This is a genomic window from Robertmurraya mangrovi (genome assembly GCF_034427655.1).
Lineage (GTDB): Bacteria > Bacillota > Bacilli > Bacillales > Cytobacillaceae > Robertmurraya_A > Robertmurraya_A mangrovi.
In genome coordinates, this window is sequence record NZ_JAXOFX010000016.1 from 83,097 (window position 1) to 98,831 (window position 15,735).

Sequence of the window (15,735 nt, forward strand, 5' to 3'; positions counted from 1 at the left end):
AAAAAATTAATCTTTATTTATATGCCATTGTAGCATGAATGGCTTTTTTCCATCCCTTATATAATTCTTCTCTACGTTTGAGGTTCATGGTTGGTTCAAACTTTCTATCAACTGCCCACTGATTTGAAATTTGATCTTGATCCTTCCAATACCCAACAGCAAGACCTGCTAGATAAGCTGCACCTAAGGCAGTAGTTTCATTAATTTTAGGCCTCTCTACAGGGACATTCAATATGTCTCCTTGAAATGCCATTAAAAAGTTATTTTTTACAGCTCCTCCGTCTACTCTTAAAGTCTTAAGTTCAATTTTAGAGTCAGCTTCCATAGCACTTAAAACATCTTTTGTTTGATAAGCCAGCGATTCTAATGTAGCCCGAATAAATTGCTCCTTTGATGTCCCTCTTGTGATTCCAAACACTGCACCTCGAACTTCACTATCCCAATAAGGAGTACCTAAACCGACAAAAGCTGGAACTACATAAACTCCATCCGTAGAATCAACTTTACTAGCGTATAGCTCACTTTCTTTTGCGTCCTTAATCATTCTTAACCCGTCACGTAACCATTGGATGGCTGATCCTGCCACAAAGATACTTCCTTCTAAAGCATATTCCACTTTTCCATTGATACCCCAAGCAATGGTTGTTAATAAACCATTATTGGACTCAACTGCTTTAGCACCTGTATTCATTAACATGAAGCAACCCGTACCATAAGTGTTCTTGGCCATACCTTTTGAAAAACATGCTTGCCCAAACAACGCTGCTTGCTGGTCACCGGCTGCTCCTGCAATTGGTACTCCCTGCCCAAAGAAATGATAGGAAATGGTGTTTGCATAAACCTCAGAAGAAGGTCGAACCTCTGGAAGCATACATAAAGGGATATCCAAGATTTCTATTAACTCCTCATCCCACTTTAACTCATGTATGTTATACATTAAAGTACGTGAAGCATTTGAGTAATCCGTAACATGTGCTTTACCACCTGACAGTTTCCAAATCAGCCATGTGTCGATTGTTCCAAATAAAAGTTTTCCATCCTCGGCTAACACTCTAGCTCCATCCACTTGGTCAAGAATCCACTTTATTTTCGTTCCAGAAAAATACGCATCAATGAGTAGCCCCGTTTTTTTCCTAAACTTCTCATTGTATCCTCTTTGTTTTAATTCCTCACAAATCCCTACAGATTGTCGAGATTGCCAAACAATAGCATTATGTATCGGTTGACCTGTTTCTTTGTTCCATACAACGGTTGTTTCACGCTGATTAGTAATTCCAATTCCTGCAATTTGATTAGGCTTGATTGAGGATTCTGATAAAACTTCAGCAATTACAGATAAAATTGAACCCCAAATTTCATTAGCATTCTGTTCTACCCAACCTGGATTAGGATAGTATTGCGTAATTTCTTTTTGAGCCGTGTGAACCATTTCACCCTTTTGGTTAAAAAGGATTGCTCGTGAACTTGTAGTTCCTTGATCTAATGATAAGATATATTTTTCCATCAAATCATCCCCTTATTAGATTTATATTTATACTAGTTAAGATGATTACATTCCTTTTCAAGATGATATTAATGAGATTATGTATCAAGCTCGTTTCAATAATAACGTATTATATATGTTAAAAGTCTTTATGAAATTTCACAACATTTTAATGTAAAAACCGATCCAGTTAAATAACTTGATCGGCCCTCACTTACCTCTATGCTTGTTTCTTTTCTTTTACTACACGTTTTTTCTTAGGAGTAGCTGTACCTGTTGCTGCCACTGGAGTTTTGGCTGCTGGTTCTCCCTTTTCTGGTTTTGTTCGATCAATAGAAGCTTGAAGTGCAGCCATAAGATCTGTAACATTTGATTTTGTTTCTTTTTCAACCGGTGTTACGATTTCTTGACCTGTTCTTTTCGCTTCAATTAATTCGATTAAAGCTGTACGATAATCATCTGTATATTTACCTGGTTCAAAATCTGTTGTTAACTGATCAATTAGCATAATGGCTGTATCGATTTCTTTATCCGTAACTTTGTCCTCAGCAGGTACATTTGGTACATCCCCTGCTGCTCTTACCTCGTCAGGAAAATGGATCGTTTCCATAACAAGAGTGTTTTCATAAACCCGGATAACCGCTAATTGTTCTTTTGAACGGATAGCAATTTTAGCAATCCCTACTTTTTGTGATTGACCGAGAGCCTTTCTTAGAAGGGAATAAGCTTTTCCTCCACCTTCACTTGGTGACATATAGTAACTCTTGCTAAAATAAATCGGATCAATTTGCTCCATCTTGACAAAATCAATGATTTCTACGGCTTTTTCCTCGTTCTCTTTCCGTAGTTTTTCCATATCTTCATCCTCTAGAATGACAAATTTACCTTTTGCATATTCGTATGCCCTAACAATCTCCTCCCCTTGAATTTCTTTATCACAAACAGGACAAACTTTTTCATATTTAATCGGTGAGTGACATTCTTTGTGTAGATTTCTTAATTTAATGTCTTTATCTTCCGTTGCGGAATGCAATTTTATTGGTATGTTCACTAGTCCAAAACTTATACTACCCTTCCAAATTGTATGCATAGGAATTCTCCATTCTCTAGTTTGTATTATTAATTTGTGTGGCTGGAGGAACAACATGCCTTTAAACTTTTGGAAATAGATTATTTTTAATTGCAAAAGGAAAACTAATGACAAATAATGAAGGTTTTAGAGAGGAGGGACACTTTGAAACCCATGCTACCTAGTCTTTCCTTTGATGTACCTCAAGGGGAAGAGTGGAGATATGAAGTAAAATATGACGGTTTTAGGGCGTTTCTTGAGTGGGATAAAGAAATTAAACTAACGAGCCGAAATGGTAAATCTTTGTTGGAAATATTCCCTGAAATCGAAAGTTTTCTATTAGAAAAGAAGGACTTATTTGCACCATATTTGCCGTTAACCTTCGATGGTGAATTAGTCTTTCTTGAGAATCCGTATAAAGCTAATTTTGCAAATATACAAGTAAGAGGACGGATGAGGTCTGAAAAAAAAATACTAGAAAAGGCTCAACAAGCACCTTGTAAATTACTTATTTTTGATTGTTTAAAACTGAAAGGTGAAAATACAAGTACATTTGAATACTTAAAGCGAAAAGAAATCTTGAGAGATTTTTTTGAATCTAATAGGTTACCTGTTAAGCCAGATGAAAATTCTAACTCCCTTTTACAACTAATTCCTCAGTATGACCATTTTGATTCGGTTTGGGAAAAAGTTGTTTTACATGACGGAGAAGGGATTGTAGCCAAGCAGCTAAAAAATGTTTGGGAAGAAGGAAAACGTTCAACCCTCTGGGTAAAATACAAGAATTGGAAATATGTCTCTTGCTTTGTCACTGCATACGATAAAAATAGTGGTTATTTCTATGTAGCTGTTTATAAAGAGGAAGAAATTCATCCGATTGGTTTATTTATTTTTGGTATTAAACCTGAGGAAAAACAGGCTTTAGCACAAATAGTTAAAGCAAATAAAACATCCGAAGATCAGCAATTCATCTTCGTAACACCGGCTATTTGTGTGGAATTGAAATACTTAGAAATATACGATGGGCAAATGCGTGAACCCCATTTTGATCATTTCCGTTTTGACATTACACCAGAGCAGTGCAAATATGAGGATTTTGTACAACAACAGAAAAACCTTCCTACTGATGTTGACATTACACATCCTGATAAACCGCTTTGGGAAACACCACTTGTAAAAAAAATCGATTTTATTCATTATTTAAGGGAGATTTCTCCTTACTTTCTACCATTTTTGAACAATCGGTTATTAACGGTCATTCGGTATCCTCATGGAATTTTTGGAGAGGCTTTTTACCAAAAAAATGCACCTGATTATGCACCAGACTTTGTTAAAACTCAAGTTAGTGAAGGAATTAACTATATTGTTTGTAACAATTTAAAGACCCTTTTGTGGTTAGGAAATCAAATATCCTTTGAATTCCATATTCCGTTTCAAACCATTTCTGGCACAGGGCCCAGTGAGATTGTTTTTGACCTAGATCCTCCCTCAAAAGACCATTTTCACCTTGCCATAAAAGCTGCGAGACTAATTAAAGAGGTTCTTGATCATTTAAAATTAATTAGCTTTATTAAGACTTCAGGAAACAAAGGTTTACAAGTGTATATCCCTTTACCAGAAAACACTTATACTTATGATGAAACAAGATTATTTACCGAGTTTATTGCAAAATACCTAATTTCAAAAGAGCCTGATGACTTTACGATTGAGCGTTTAAAGAAAAATCGTGGAAACCGTTTATATGTAGATTATATCCAGCATGCGGAAGGGAAAACCATTATCGCTCCTTACTCCGCTCGCGGGAATAAAAATGCCACCATTGCGGCGCCACTTTTCTGGGAAGAGGTAAATGATCAATTAAAAATGGAGCATTTTCAAGTAACGAACATGTTGAGAAGGATTAAAACACATGGGGATCCTTTCCGAACATTTTTCCAAGCGAAAGACGAACAAAAATTTCAACCCGTGTTAGACTTTTTGAAAAATGGCGGATTATAACTTAAGCAAAAAAACAACCAGTGTTTTCATTAAAACACTGGTTGTATCTTGTCAATTGTTTAAAAATTGCCCGATATGCTGCTGAAGTTTTTGATACTGTTCGCCTTCAGACGTAAATTCTTCTTTACTACCGCAATTGAAAGATGTAGGGTTGCTTACATCCACTTCTACCACTGTTTTATATACATAGGTAGCATTGCCAATTAAGTCAATAGTATAAGTCTCATCATTCTTATGAACAACACATCGAACTTTTCCACCTGGATTATATACATCAACTGACTGCTCTAATTCATTTAGTCCCTGTAAACAAGTGACTAATGTTGATGCGGACATAGCAGTTCCACAAGCATTTGTGAATCCGACCCCTCTTTCATATGTTCGAACAAAGATATGACCTTTTTGGATTGGCTTTACAAAGCTTACATTTACACCGTCTGGAAAAAGTGGGTTGGCACCATTTACGTAAGTACTGATTTTTTCCTGAACGTTTGATTGAAGCGTTTGTTCATCAACAATCGTTACAATATGTGGGTTAGGTACAGCAAGTGCAGTAAATGTTAAATCATTTGAAAGCTCAGGAATTTTTCCATCCACTAATACTTCTTTTTCCAAGTTAAGAGGTAATGCTTTTAAGTCAAATAACACAGGTGATATTTCGACTAAATATGTTGGGATTTCAGGATAAATATCCTCTTCTTTTTTTACTAGTAAGTCAGCTTTCATCGTTTCGATTAGAGCCGTTTCCTTATTTATTAGCTCACAAACGTATCTCGCTACACATCTTAATCCATTTCCACACATTGATGCTTCTGAACCATCAGCATTAAATACTCGCATACGGCCATCTGCTTTCTCACTTTTCATTACAAATAAAATACCATCTGCCCCAAGTTCCGTTTGCCTGTTACAAAGGGCCTTTGCAAGCTCAGCTCTCTTTTCCTCGGTAAAGATATAGTTATGAGACATTTCATCTATGATTAAAAAGTCGTTTCCAGATCCATGGCATTTTAAAACCTCAATATTCACGTGATTACCTCCAAATTAGACTCGGTCTATTATTAAAAGTGTGCCATATTTCTTTTTAATCTTCAATTCTTAATTACGAAAAAAAGAAAAACCCACCAATCATGGTAGGTTCTAATTGATTGAAAATTCAGTTGTAACTAATTCACTTGACCAATTTAGGGATTCTGCATAGATTTTAAACAAATCTTTCTCCTCAATATTCAACACTTTGCACTTTTCACTAATGACATTCCAGTTTGCTGTTTCTACGGCTATTACTAAATCAAGAACATCCTTTAATGAATTTTGATTCCCTTTTAAAGCATCGGTAATCTCATCACGAAGAGGTAGGTCCTTTAAAATTTTATCCATCGGCACACCCATTATCGAGTCCATAAGTGAAAACATGCCTGTCATAAAATAACCCGATGCAGGTGCCTTGTTAAATCTTAAACGCTCTATTGATTCACAAAGCTTAGCTCTTGTTAAACAGAGCTTAATCATTTCTTGTGCTCCTTCATGTTTGTTCGTTGATTTTTCACGAACAGCTAATACATAAATCCATTTCTGAATTTCAATTAGACCTAGAAGGACGACAGCTTGTCTAATTGAATCAATCTTAAATTTCGGTCGAAAGGCAGGTGAGTTAATCAATTTTAACAGTTTATATGATAAGGAAAGGTCTCTTTCAATTAATTCTGTAATTGTATCAATACATGGCTCGGTTGTAGATAATTTTTGAATTAACTCATAATAAGATAAAAAATAAGTAGGAATATCATGGGTTGACACAATGGTTGGTCTAGCAAAGAAGTAGCCTTGGAAATAGTGATACCCTCTTGATTTAGCTTCCTCAAATTCTTCTCTCGTTTCAACCTTTTCAGCGACCATTTTTAAATTCAACTGCTTAGCGAAAATTTCGACCTTCTCTCTCATTCCTCTTGTGGTAGCCATAAAATCAACTTTAATAATGTTGGCATATTTCAACAATTGGAGAGAATAAGGATTTTCGTCATTAAAGACAAAGTCGTCCAGGGCAATTTGATAACCTAATTTCTTTAATTCTATACATATATTAATTATTTCTTGGCTAGGTTCAACGGTCTCTAGAATCTCCACTATTACTTCACGTGGTCTAAAATATGTAGGTAACCGTAATTTCAGGAGATTTTCTGTAAAGTTGATAAAGCAAGGTTTTCCGTCTGAAAGTTCATCTATCCCAATATTTAAAAAACTATTAATGATTACATCGGCTGTTGCTTGATCTCCATTGATATTAGGGAAGACATTCTCCTCATTACTTCTGTAGAGAAGCTCGTAGGCAAAAACTTCCTCACCTCTATTAAAAATTGGTTGCCTTGCTACAAACACTTCCATAGTCAAACCCCCGAAAAAATCTCTATCTATTTTACCTAATTTAATCTCTTATTAGAACAAATGTACCTTATACCCAAGTTCCACTATCTAGCAATATTTCAATTATTTACATATATCTTAGACAATCAATATTAATAATACTGTCGAAATTTGTACAAAATGTGAATTTTTTTAGTGAATTTTGATAATTTAACTCTAACATAGAATACTTTAAAATCTACAGGATATCCTTTTAAACAGCAAGAATATTTTTATTATTATTAAAATTTAAAATTCAAATATAAAACAAGAGAACTATTAAAGTCCTCTTGTCATATCAAACTTATCCTAATTGTCTATAAAGGTTACCCATTTCGATTGCTCCTACAGCAGCTTCCCAACCTTTGTTTCCAGCTTTTGTTCCTGCTCTTTCAATCGCTTGTTCAATGGAATCTGTCGTTAGTACACCAAAGATAACTGGAACACCTGTCTGCATGGCCGTACCCGCAACACCTTTTGCTACTTCATTACTAACAAAATCAAAGTGAGGAGTAGCTCCACGAATAACGGTACCCAGTGTAATGACTGCATCATACTCTCCTTTTTCCGCTAATTTTTTAGCAGCTAAAGGAATTTCAAACGCACCAGGTACCCACATTACTGTTACATCTTCATCATTTACACCATGACGCTTTAAAGCATCTTCTGCCCCACTTAATAATTTACTAGTAATAAATTCGTTAAAACGAGCCACAACGATAGCAACTTTTAAACCTGTACCTACTAAATGACCTTCAATAATTTTTTTCATGATTCATTCCTCCAATTAAAATTTTAGTAAATGTCCTAATTTGGACTGTTTTGTTTTTAAGTACTTTTCATTTTCTTCTTTAGATGGTAGCTGCAATGGAACACGTTCAACTACTTCTAATCCATATCCGCCTAAACCAGCAATTTTTCTTGGGTTATTTGTTAAAAGCCTCATTTTTTTAACACCTAAATTACGTAAGATTTGGGCTCCAACCCCATAGTCCCTCAGATCATCTTTAAATCCGAGCTTGTGGTTTGCTTCTACTGTATCGTAACCTTCTTCTTGTAGTTTATAAGCTTTTAATTTATTGATTAAACCAATTCCTCTTCCCTCTTGTCTCATGTAAAGAAGAATTCCTTTCCCTTCCCGTTCAATTTGGGACAAAGCCGCTTCTAACTGTGGACCACAGTCACAACGATTGGAGCCAAATACATCACCCGTTAGACATTCAGAATGAACTCTTAATAAAACAGGTTCATCTTCATGTATTTCCCCTTTAACTAAAGCGACATGGTCTTTACCCGTTAAAGTATCAGTAAAACCAACCGCTTTAAAGCTACCAAACTCAGTTGGTAAGTCGATCTCTACTTCTCTTTTAACTAGTGAATCATGTTCTAATCGATATTCGATTAAATCTTTGATTGTGATGATTTTCAAATCAAATTTGCTTGCTACTTCCAGTAAATCTGGAACCCTTGCCATGGTTCCATCGTCTTTCATGATTTCACAGATGATTCCTGCTGGTTTTGCCCCTGCAAGCCTTGCTAAATCAACTGCTGCTTCTGTATGACCAGCTCTCCTTAATACCCCACCGTCTTTAGCGACTAATGGAAAAATATGTCCAGGTCTAGCAAAATCAGAAGGTTTAGCAGCATCGTTTAATAGTTTTTCTATCGTATAGGACCTTTCAAAAGCACTGATTCCTGTTGTTGTTTCCACATGGTCAATACTTACAGTAAAAGCTGTACTATGACTATCTGTATTCACATCAACCATTGGTTTAAGATCTAATCTTTGGGCTAATGGTTCCGTGATAGGTACACAAATCAACCCTCTACCTTCTTTAGCCATAAAGTTAATCGTTTCAGGAGTGACAAATTCTGCAACCGAAACGAAGTCCCCTTCATTTTCACGATCCTCATCATCACACACAATAATGACTTTCCCTGCTTTTAAGTCTTCAAGTGCTTCATCAATAGAATGGAACATAGGATTTTCTCCCTTCCTGTTATACTCACATGTGTTAAATGAATACTCTTTGACAACCTACTACATAAAACCGTTTTCTCTTAAAAAATCGCCCGTTACACCTTTTTTAGGCTGATTACTTGTATCTCCTTTAATAAAAAAGCGATGCAAATATTTGGCTATCATATCAAACTCAATATTTACGATATCCCCAGCTTTTTTCATTCCTAGAACCGTTTCTTGTGCTGTATGGGGGATAATACTAACCGTTACATGATTATCCTCTAACCCAAAAATGGTTAACGAAGTCCCATCAATAGCGATGGATCCTTTTAAAAGGGTCCAATGCTCGAAGTTTTCCGGTACAGCTATTTCAATATAAATAGCGTTTTCCTTAGGTGTTTTCTTTACAATCTGACCTACCCCATCGACATGACCAGTTACAAAGTGTCCACCAAACCTTCCATTTGCAGCCATGGCTCGTTCTAAATTGACAAGAGAGCCTTCCTTTAAAGAAGAAAGTGAAGTACTTTTAAACGTTTCAGGCATAACGTCAACTTCAAATAGCTTGTCTGTGAAATCTGTAACCGTTAAACAAACACCATTTATAGCGATGCTGTCCCCTAGATTTACATCTTTTAATATTTTTTGTCCTTGGATTGTGAGCTTTAACGTATTCCCTTGTTTATTGATTTTCTTCATGACGCCCAATTCTTCAATAATTCCTGTAAACATAATTGCTCCCTCCTTTGAAGGATAGTTTTTCAAAATAAGTTAGTGGGATATCCCACCTTGGAGTCTTTAGTGGTAGATAGAAGTGTTTAACTTAGTAAAGTTAAATATAAAAATAGGCTATGTACTAGTATCATGCCAGAACAATCCTACAATCTTATATTTGAATACAAAAACCCCCGTATATGTGTATACACGGGGGCATTAGGTTAGGCATAGTTAAATAAGCGTAAAAAAATAATATTTTTTACACTATACAAATCTCCTTCTCCCATCCAGACTTTTACTGTCGGCTTTGGAATTTCACCAAATCCACCGCTTTCACATATATGAAACCGGGTCACGGACTAAGAGGCATTTCTAGCCTCATCACCGCCGGTTGGGATTTGCACCCGACCCCGAAGGCGACTATAAAAAATATAGTCTTTTCATTTATTAAGTTGTTTGTACGAATCATACACTATTTAATACTATTCTGCAATTATAACTATCTGAATAGTCTCATTTCCCCTCATGACTTATACAACATTTAATTAAGTTTTAGTTTTCTTGTAACTTTTGAGAAACTATTTCGTATAAATTCTTAGTAACAATAAAGGAGCGGATCTTCTGTGGGCGAAAGTAAAGAGAACTTATTAATTGAACTTAGAAAAAGTGAGGACTGGGAAAAAGAACAAAATGATCTATGGTTTTGGGAAAAAATTGGTCGCCTTCCTTTTAAACTGTTGGACAAGTGGACCCCAGCATTTTTTCAAAAGAAGATTGGTTTATTATTGGATGAGCTTGGTCAGTATCTACAAACAGGCGGGAGCTACTTAAGTTCCATTTCCTCAATCAAAACTTACTTTCCTAATCTTCAAATACAAACTTTTGATGAGGTAAAAAAACTATCCATCCTGGAAATGGACTCAGCAGTTGAAAAACTGACCGTTAATAGAAAGAGATTAGCGACCTTACAAGGGGCGAGTACAGGGATTGGCGGAATATTTACGTTAACCATTGATATACCTTTACTCTTAGGTATGCAACTAAAAACCATTCAAGATATTGCCATGTGCTACGGCTATAACCCAAAGGATATGAAAGAGCGACTGTTTATTGTGAAATGTCTACAATTTACTTCCTCAGATATTGTTGGTAAGAAAGCTATATTACAGCAACTATCATTGTTTGACCAACCCGATAATACAGTAGAAAGAGAGGTCGTATCGGAGCTCCAAGGTTGGCGTGAAGTAGTATATACCTATAGAGACCAATTAGGGTGGAAAAAGCTTTTTCAAATGATTCCAATAGCGGGTCTTATTTTTGGAGCTTTTATCAATCGTTCGGCTGTAGGCGATATATCTGAAACAGCTATGATGCTTTATCGTAAGCGTAGGATCCTTGAAAAGCTACAAATAGAACCTGCAACCACAGAGTAGATGACAAAAGAAAGCCTCATAACAACATCTTTGAAAAAAAGTTGTTATGAGGCTGTATTATTTATGGTAACTTATTCATTTCCCTATTCATATGTTCCTTACTGATTGCTCCAAGTACCTTACTTCGAATAACACCGTCCGTGTCAATAAAGTAACTTGTAGGGTAAGTTAGAACATTATAATCTGAAGTTGCTCTTCCCTTTTCATCTAACAAAATAGGAAAAGTTAATTTTTTTGATTCAACAAATTCTTTCACCACTTTAAGTCCTTTTGACTCTGTATTAGTTAAATTTACGGCTAGAACAACAAAGTCTTCACTTGATTGATTTTCATACATTTCTTGCATATCGGGCATTTCTGCTTTACAAGGAGGGCACCAACTCGCCCAAAAGTTCAATAGAATCTTTTTTCCTTTATAATCTTCTAAGGAGACTACGTTACCTTCTAAAGTGGTTAAGGAAATCTCCGGAGCACGATGATTCACTTCTATTCCTATAGGTAATGAAGCTGGGTCCTCTATTTTTTCATATTGATTTATTTGTTCAACTTGCTTAATCATGCCCTTTTCCTTTAATACCGTCTTATCAATGATTGCTAAAATAAAAATAAGAATAGCGGCACCTATTAAAAAATTTTTCATATTTAACTACCTTTTCGTAAAAAATTGCCAATCAAAAAAACATCCTTAATCAGCTTTTTTTATCATACTATATGAGCGAACTTAAAACCATTTTTCTGTTCAACTTCAGTTCTATTAATGATTGCTATACCGAAAGCATTTAGTTATGAGGGCCAGGAAAGCCAAACGCTCCTCTTTAGATTGATGTTTTTTAAAAGACAATACAGGTACATTCGGATCATTTGAAAATTTGTTCCACTCTCTCGGTAGCCATCCCTTTCTAACACGACACATTACAGACTGTTCCTTTGAAAGGAACTTTACATCGGTAAATAAAGGACTGGCAAGTTGGTGGACTATGAATGTATGTGTGGGACTGACATACGATATTGCCTCTTTACCGTTTAAATCCAGCCATCCTATCATTTCCTTATTATCATTTAATATATCAATCTTATACTTTTTAATGTTAATGATAGCTACTAAACGCTCTCCTTCAAAAAAACCATAGCTGATTGGAATGAGCTTATCAAGAAAGTAAGGGAGGAACCAACGATATTTTTTACTATTTAAATCCTTTATTTCTCCTACTTGTACCCCGTCAGGATTATAGATAAGAAGATGGAGTGATGGTGAAGGTACAAAGGTGATTGGAAAATGTACGCCTTCAAACAAAGTTTCAGAATGATGATTAACTAGAACTTTTTTTTCTAAATCTAAGTATCTCTCTTTATTTAATTGAAAGCTATGAAAACAAATCAGACTGTAAAGTAAAAAAGGTACAGTTAAAATAACAATTTCTCTATTTGGGATAAATATGGATGTTACAATAATAAATAGTACCGGTAAATATATGGAGACTAGACTAGCATTTAGAGATATGTTTGCAGCTTGTCGATAATATTGTTGAATGTTCATAAGTGATCTCCCTTATTACAAATAGAATCTTTAATCAATTCTATTAACTTTTGGTTTTGAAAATGATTCTACAATTCTAATTCATTTGAGGTGAAACTTTTGAAAAAATATCTTTTGCTCATTCTATTCCTGTCCCCTATCATTATGATTTCAATCTTTCATTATCAGATAAAGAAAACAGCAAAAACAACTCCCCCTAGTGATGTCCCTTATATAATCGTGTTAGGAGCGAAAGTAAATGGAGAGGTTATGTCTTTAAGCTTGCTTAATCGTGCGAATAAAGCACTAGAATATTTGAATGAAAATCCTAATACAAAGGTCATTACAACCGGAGGTCAAGGTCCAGGAGAGGACATTACTGAATCAAGTGCGTTAAAGGCGTTTTTTATTGAAAACGGGATAGATGAGACTCGAATTCTAGAAGAGGATCTTTCTACTTCCACTTATGAAAATTTACGCTTTACAAAAAATTTATATGACGTTCATGAGGCTGTTATTGTTAGTAACGACTTTCACCTTTACCGATCGATTGAATTAGCAAGAAAAGTGGGAATTAAAGGGCATCCATTAGCCGCTGAAACTCCAGCCATAGTTAGAGTTAATCTATATCTGAGAGAGTATGCAGCGATTCTAAAAATGAAAATTGTAGGAACATAAAACATTTGCTATGAATTTGGCGAATGTTTTTTTTGAAACTTTATTTTCGCAAATCCCTTTTTTATCACTTTCTTCAAACTAATCTCCCACTTAGGTGGACCAAATACATATCTATTAGAAAAATATTGTACGCACTCTTCTAAAATAATTAGAAACAGAAAAGGAGATGCAACAACTAGTATCCAAAACCACATACTAACCCTCCTGACATTACAAGCTTTATACTTCTACTACTATATTCAAAAAAAGATAGTTTAGACTTACAATCTAGTTTTATTAATAGTTCTTGTCATTCCTCTACTCTTAAAATAGTATATGGTAATAAACGGTATAAAAGGGGTATGGACGATGTTGATTAGAGAGATTCAATTATCAGATGCAGAGGCATTTCTACATTTATTAAAGCAGGTAGATGATTCTGGTTATATGTTATTTGCCCCAGGTGAAAGGGATTCAAACGTGGAAACCGAACGTAAAAAGATAGAGCATTTCTTAAAGGAATCAAACTCTACCATCTTTGTTGCTGATACCGGGAACGAATTGGTCGGCTACCTAATGGCTAAAGGAAATCACTTAATAAGAGCCAAACACAGTGCCTACTTAGTAGTTGGAGTCCATGTGAACTATAGAGGACAAGGAATTGGTAAGGAATTATTTGAAGAATTATTTATTTGGGCTAGGAGACTTCAGTTAAAAAGATTAGAATTAACTGCCATTCAAGACAACAAAAATGCAGTCAAGCTGTATCAAAAAATGGGCTTTATTATTGAAGGTGAGAAACATGGTTCTCTTCTGATTGACGGGGAAGCTGTTGATGAATATTTTATGTATAAGTGGCTATAGTAGAATTTAAAAATTGAACCGGTCGACCGGTTCAATTTTTTGTTAGTACATTACCAATTCATGATTTTATCTAACATTTGGTTAGCATCATGGTAACCCTGTTCATAAAGACGTTCTAGTTTCAACGGGTCTCTTTCAAGTCTACCAACTTCCACTGGCTGTTTTGGTCTTATAATTATAATGTTTCCCTTTGTCTCTTCCTCTTCAAGGTAATGTAATGTTTCATTATACATTTTATATCGATTCATCAGTGCTTTTTGAAGTCCAGGGTATTTTGGGTATTTTCTTTTAACCAGGAAATGAAACTTTGATGGACTCTTTAAATAGCCTGAATTTCTAGTTAACACTACCACATTCTTTTTTAACCCATCTAGTTGTGCCTTCTTGATAGGTATAGAATCACTGATGCCCCCATCTAGCAAAATCTTATTATCGAAATGAATCTCTGGTGCCATAAAAGGTAAAGAACTTGATGCCTTTAAGATGGTTAGCATTTCTTCTCCATAGTCATTCTTCCCGTGATACACGGGTTCCCCAGTCACGCAATCCGTTGTTACAATGACAAACTCAGATGGATTCTTGTAGAACTCCTCATAGTCATATGGAACAAGTTTGTGGGGAAGCTCATCAAAAATAAAGTCCATACCAAAGAGCTGCCTATTCTTCCAAAAGTTCCTCCAAGATATATACCGAGGGTCCCTTATATAATTAATATTAACAGTTTTATTTCTACCCTTTTGCTTGGATAGATAGGATGCAGCATTACATGCCCCAGCTGAAACTCCAATTACGTAGGGGAATTGAATATCTCTTTCTAAGAAACTCTCAAGTACTCCAGCTGTGTAAACTCCCCGCATCCCTCCTCCTTCTAACACAAGTCCGATCCTTTCGTTTTGGAACACCGCTTCTCCCCTCCTATTTAAACTTATATATTAGAATAAAATTCTATAGCTATTTTAACAAACTCCTTGTCCATTTTAGTAATTTTTTGTACGCTATCCGCCCAATTAGCGTCCACCTGACAATGGAACCTATTCGAAATTAATCCCTGAGTTGTAAACAATAAAGAGATCTGGAATTTTTCCAGATCTCGACGAACGAACTACAGTAATCGAAACACTAAAGGAATTCGATATTCTTTTCCTTCATAAGCCTTAATAGCTCCGATGATTGTAAAAACAAAAGCTAAAATCCCTACAATCCAAATCGTTAGGAAACCTACTAGAACGAGCATTAAAACCATACTAACAATTGTGTAAACACTGTAAGAGATTAAGAAATTCAAATACTCTCTGCCATGGTAATCAATATACGATGATTGATCCTTCTTAATTAACCAAATAATTAAAGGTCCTATAAATACGGTAAAAAAGCTTATTACATAAATTGCAGCTGCCAACATACGTTCTTCTTGTGTAGGCATATTCTTTGTCTCCTTTACTAGAAATCTTCTTCTACTAATATGTACGCTCATACAAGTAAAAGGTTTCATCTTTTTCTTAGAATTCCCCTCACTTAGGTCAAGTATATCCTATAGGCAGGGTATATTTGGTGCGTTGATTTTTTACTTTCTAAAACGATTGCTTTTTAACTATTAACACCCCAATTTTATTGTTCTTGTTTTGGACAACT

At 35.2% G+C, this 15,735-nt stretch carries 15 protein-coding genes and 1 riboswitch; of the genes, 4 read left to right on the forward strand and 11 right to left on the reverse strand.

Features of this window, described 5'->3' with window-relative positions:
- Positions 1 to 13 precede the first annotated feature (13 nt).
- Both glpK and ku read right to left on the reverse strand, forming a co-directional pair.
- Positions 14 to 1,504 (reverse strand): glycerol kinase GlpK, encoded by a 1,491-nt coding sequence (glpK, locus tag SM124_RS18920; RefSeq protein WP_322448091.1) that lies wholly within the window; start codon positions 1,502 to 1,504, stop codon positions 14 to 16.
- Positions 1,505 to 1,703: 199 nt separating this feature from the next.
- Positions 1,704 to 2,573 (reverse strand): non-homologous end joining protein Ku, encoded by an 870-nt coding sequence (gene ku, locus SM124_RS18925; RefSeq protein WP_322448092.1) that lies wholly within the window; start codon positions 2,571 to 2,573, stop codon positions 1,704 to 1,706.
- Between the two features lie 144 nt (positions 2,574 to 2,717).
- Here ku and SM124_RS18930 point away from each other — a divergent pair, with 144 nt between their 5' ends.
- The gene (locus SM124_RS18930; protein ID WP_322448093.1) at positions 2,718 to 4,550 is read left to right on the forward strand and encodes a DNA ligase D; all 1,833 of its coding nucleotides are present in this window, start codon (positions 2,718 to 2,720) and stop codon (positions 4,548 to 4,550) included.
- Positions 4,551 to 4,601: 51 nt separating this feature from the next.
- On the opposite strand, the gene dapF is transcribed toward SM124_RS18930, so the two are convergent.
- The 5 genes from dapF to ribE all read right to left on the reverse strand — a co-directional run bounded on the left by dapF (position 4,602) and on the right by ribE (position 9,648).
- On the reverse strand, positions 4,602 to 5,579 hold the full coding sequence (dapF, locus tag SM124_RS18935) for a diaminopimelate epimerase (RefSeq protein WP_322448094.1): 978 nt from the start codon (positions 5,577 to 5,579) through the stop codon (positions 4,602 to 4,604).
- Between the two features lie 111 nt (positions 5,580 to 5,690).
- Positions 5,691 to 6,935, reverse strand: a complete 1,245-nt coding sequence (locus SM124_RS18940; protein ID WP_322448095.1) for an EAL and HDOD domain-containing protein — start codon at positions 6,933 to 6,935, stop codon at positions 5,691 to 5,693.
- Between the two features lie 322 nt (positions 6,936 to 7,257).
- Positions 7,258 to 7,725 carry a 6,7-dimethyl-8-ribityllumazine synthase gene (gene ribH / locus SM124_RS18945; protein WP_322448096.1) on the reverse strand — a complete coding sequence of 156 codons (468 nt, stop codon included), beginning with the start codon at positions 7,723 to 7,725 and terminating at the stop codon, positions 7,258 to 7,260.
- Positions 7,726 to 7,740: 15 nt separating this feature from the next.
- Positions 7,741 to 8,934, reverse strand: a complete 1,194-nt coding sequence (locus SM124_RS18950) for a bifunctional 3,4-dihydroxy-2-butanone-4-phosphate synthase/GTP cyclohydrolase II (protein ID WP_322448097.1) — start codon at positions 8,932 to 8,934, stop codon at positions 7,741 to 7,743.
- A 60-nt stretch (positions 8,935 to 8,994) separates the two neighbouring features.
- The gene (gene ribE / locus SM124_RS18955) at positions 8,995 to 9,648 is read right to left on the reverse strand and encodes a riboflavin synthase (protein ID WP_322448098.1); all 654 of its coding nucleotides are present in this window, start codon (positions 9,646 to 9,648) and stop codon (positions 8,995 to 8,997) included.
- Positions 9,649 to 9,904: 256 nt separating this feature from the next.
- A riboswitch (FMN riboswitch) is annotated at positions 9,905 to 10,055 on the reverse strand.
- Between the two features lie 201 nt (positions 10,056 to 10,256).
- Between ribE and SM124_RS18960 the strand changes: the two genes are divergently transcribed.
- Complete coding sequence (locus SM124_RS18960) at positions 10,257 to 11,066, forward strand: EcsC family protein (RefSeq protein ID WP_322448099.1); 810 nt, start codon at positions 10,257 to 10,259, stop codon at positions 11,064 to 11,066.
- A 61-nt stretch (positions 11,067 to 11,127) separates the two neighbouring features.
- On the opposite strand, the gene SM124_RS18965 is transcribed toward SM124_RS18960, so the two are convergent.
- Both SM124_RS18965 and SM124_RS18970 read right to left on the reverse strand, forming a co-directional pair.
- Complete coding sequence (locus tag SM124_RS18965; RefSeq protein WP_322448100.1) at positions 11,128 to 11,706, reverse strand: peroxiredoxin family protein; 579 nt, start codon at positions 11,704 to 11,706, stop codon at positions 11,128 to 11,130.
- Positions 11,707 to 11,820: 114 nt separating this feature from the next.
- Positions 11,821 to 12,603 (reverse strand): hypothetical protein, encoded by a 783-nt coding sequence (locus SM124_RS18970; RefSeq protein WP_322448101.1) that lies wholly within the window; start codon positions 12,601 to 12,603, stop codon positions 11,821 to 11,823.
- A 99-nt stretch (positions 12,604 to 12,702) separates the two neighbouring features.
- Here SM124_RS18970 and SM124_RS18975 point away from each other — a divergent pair, with 99 nt between their 5' ends.
- Both SM124_RS18975 and SM124_RS18980 read left to right on the forward strand, forming a co-directional pair.
- A complete protein-coding gene (locus SM124_RS18975; RefSeq protein ID WP_322448102.1) occupies positions 12,703 to 13,260 on the forward strand; it encodes a YdcF family protein in 558 nt (185 codons plus the stop codon).
- A 348-nt stretch (positions 13,261 to 13,608) separates the two neighbouring features.
- Positions 13,609 to 14,103 carry a GNAT family N-acetyltransferase gene (locus SM124_RS18980; protein ID WP_322448103.1) on the forward strand — a complete coding sequence of 165 codons (495 nt, stop codon included), beginning with the start codon at positions 13,609 to 13,611 and terminating at the stop codon, positions 14,101 to 14,103.
- Between the two features lie 50 nt (positions 14,104 to 14,153).
- Here the strand turns inward: SM124_RS18980 and SM124_RS18985 are convergent, their stop codons facing one another.
- Positions 14,154 to 15,005 (reverse strand): patatin-like phospholipase family protein, encoded by an 852-nt coding sequence (locus SM124_RS18985; RefSeq protein ID WP_322448104.1) that lies wholly within the window; start codon positions 15,003 to 15,005, stop codon positions 14,154 to 14,156.
- A gap of 200 nt (positions 15,006 to 15,205) precedes the next feature.
- Entirely contained in the window at positions 15,206 to 15,526 is a 321-nt protein-coding gene (locus SM124_RS18990) for a DUF4870 domain-containing protein (RefSeq protein ID WP_322448105.1), read from the reverse strand.
- Between the last annotated feature and the right edge of the window lie 209 nt (positions 15,527 to 15,735).

Excerpts from the sequence above, each read along its gene's own strand:
- glpK (WP_322448091.1), bottom strand. The coding sequence starts at position 1,504 with ATGGAAAAATATATCTTATCATTAGATCAAGGAACTACAAGTTCACGA.
- ku (WP_322448092.1), bottom strand. The coding sequence starts at position 2,573 with ATGCATACAATTTGGAAGGGTAGTATAAGTTTTGGACTAGTGAACATA.
- SM124_RS18940 (WP_322448095.1), bottom strand. The coding sequence starts at position 6,935 with ATGGAAGTGTTTGTAGCAAGGCAACCAATTTTTAATAGAGGTGAGGAA.
- ribH (WP_322448096.1), bottom strand. The coding sequence starts at position 7,725 with ATGAAAAAAATTATTGAAGGTCATTTAGTAGGTACAGGTTTAAAAGTT.
- SM124_RS18950 (WP_322448097.1), bottom strand. The coding sequence starts at position 8,934 with ATGTTCCATTCTATTGATGAAGCACTTGAAGACTTAAAAGCAGGGAAA.
- ribE (WP_322448098.1), bottom strand. The coding sequence starts at position 9,648 with ATGTTTACAGGAATTATTGAAGAATTGGGCGTCATGAAGAAAATCAAT.
- SM124_RS18965 (WP_322448100.1), bottom strand. The coding sequence starts at position 11,706 with ATGAAAAATTTTTTAATAGGTGCCGCTATTCTTATTTTTATTTTAGCA.
- SM124_RS18970 (WP_322448101.1), bottom strand. The coding sequence starts at position 12,603 with ATGAACATTCAACAATATTATCGACAAGCTGCAAACATATCTCTAAAT.
- SM124_RS18980 (WP_322448103.1), top strand. The coding sequence starts at position 13,609 with ATGTTGATTAGAGAGATTCAATTATCAGATGCAGAGGCATTTCTACAT.
- SM124_RS18990 (WP_322448105.1), bottom strand. The coding sequence starts at position 15,526 with ATGCCTACACAAGAAGAACGTATGTTGGCAGCTGCAATTTATGTAATA.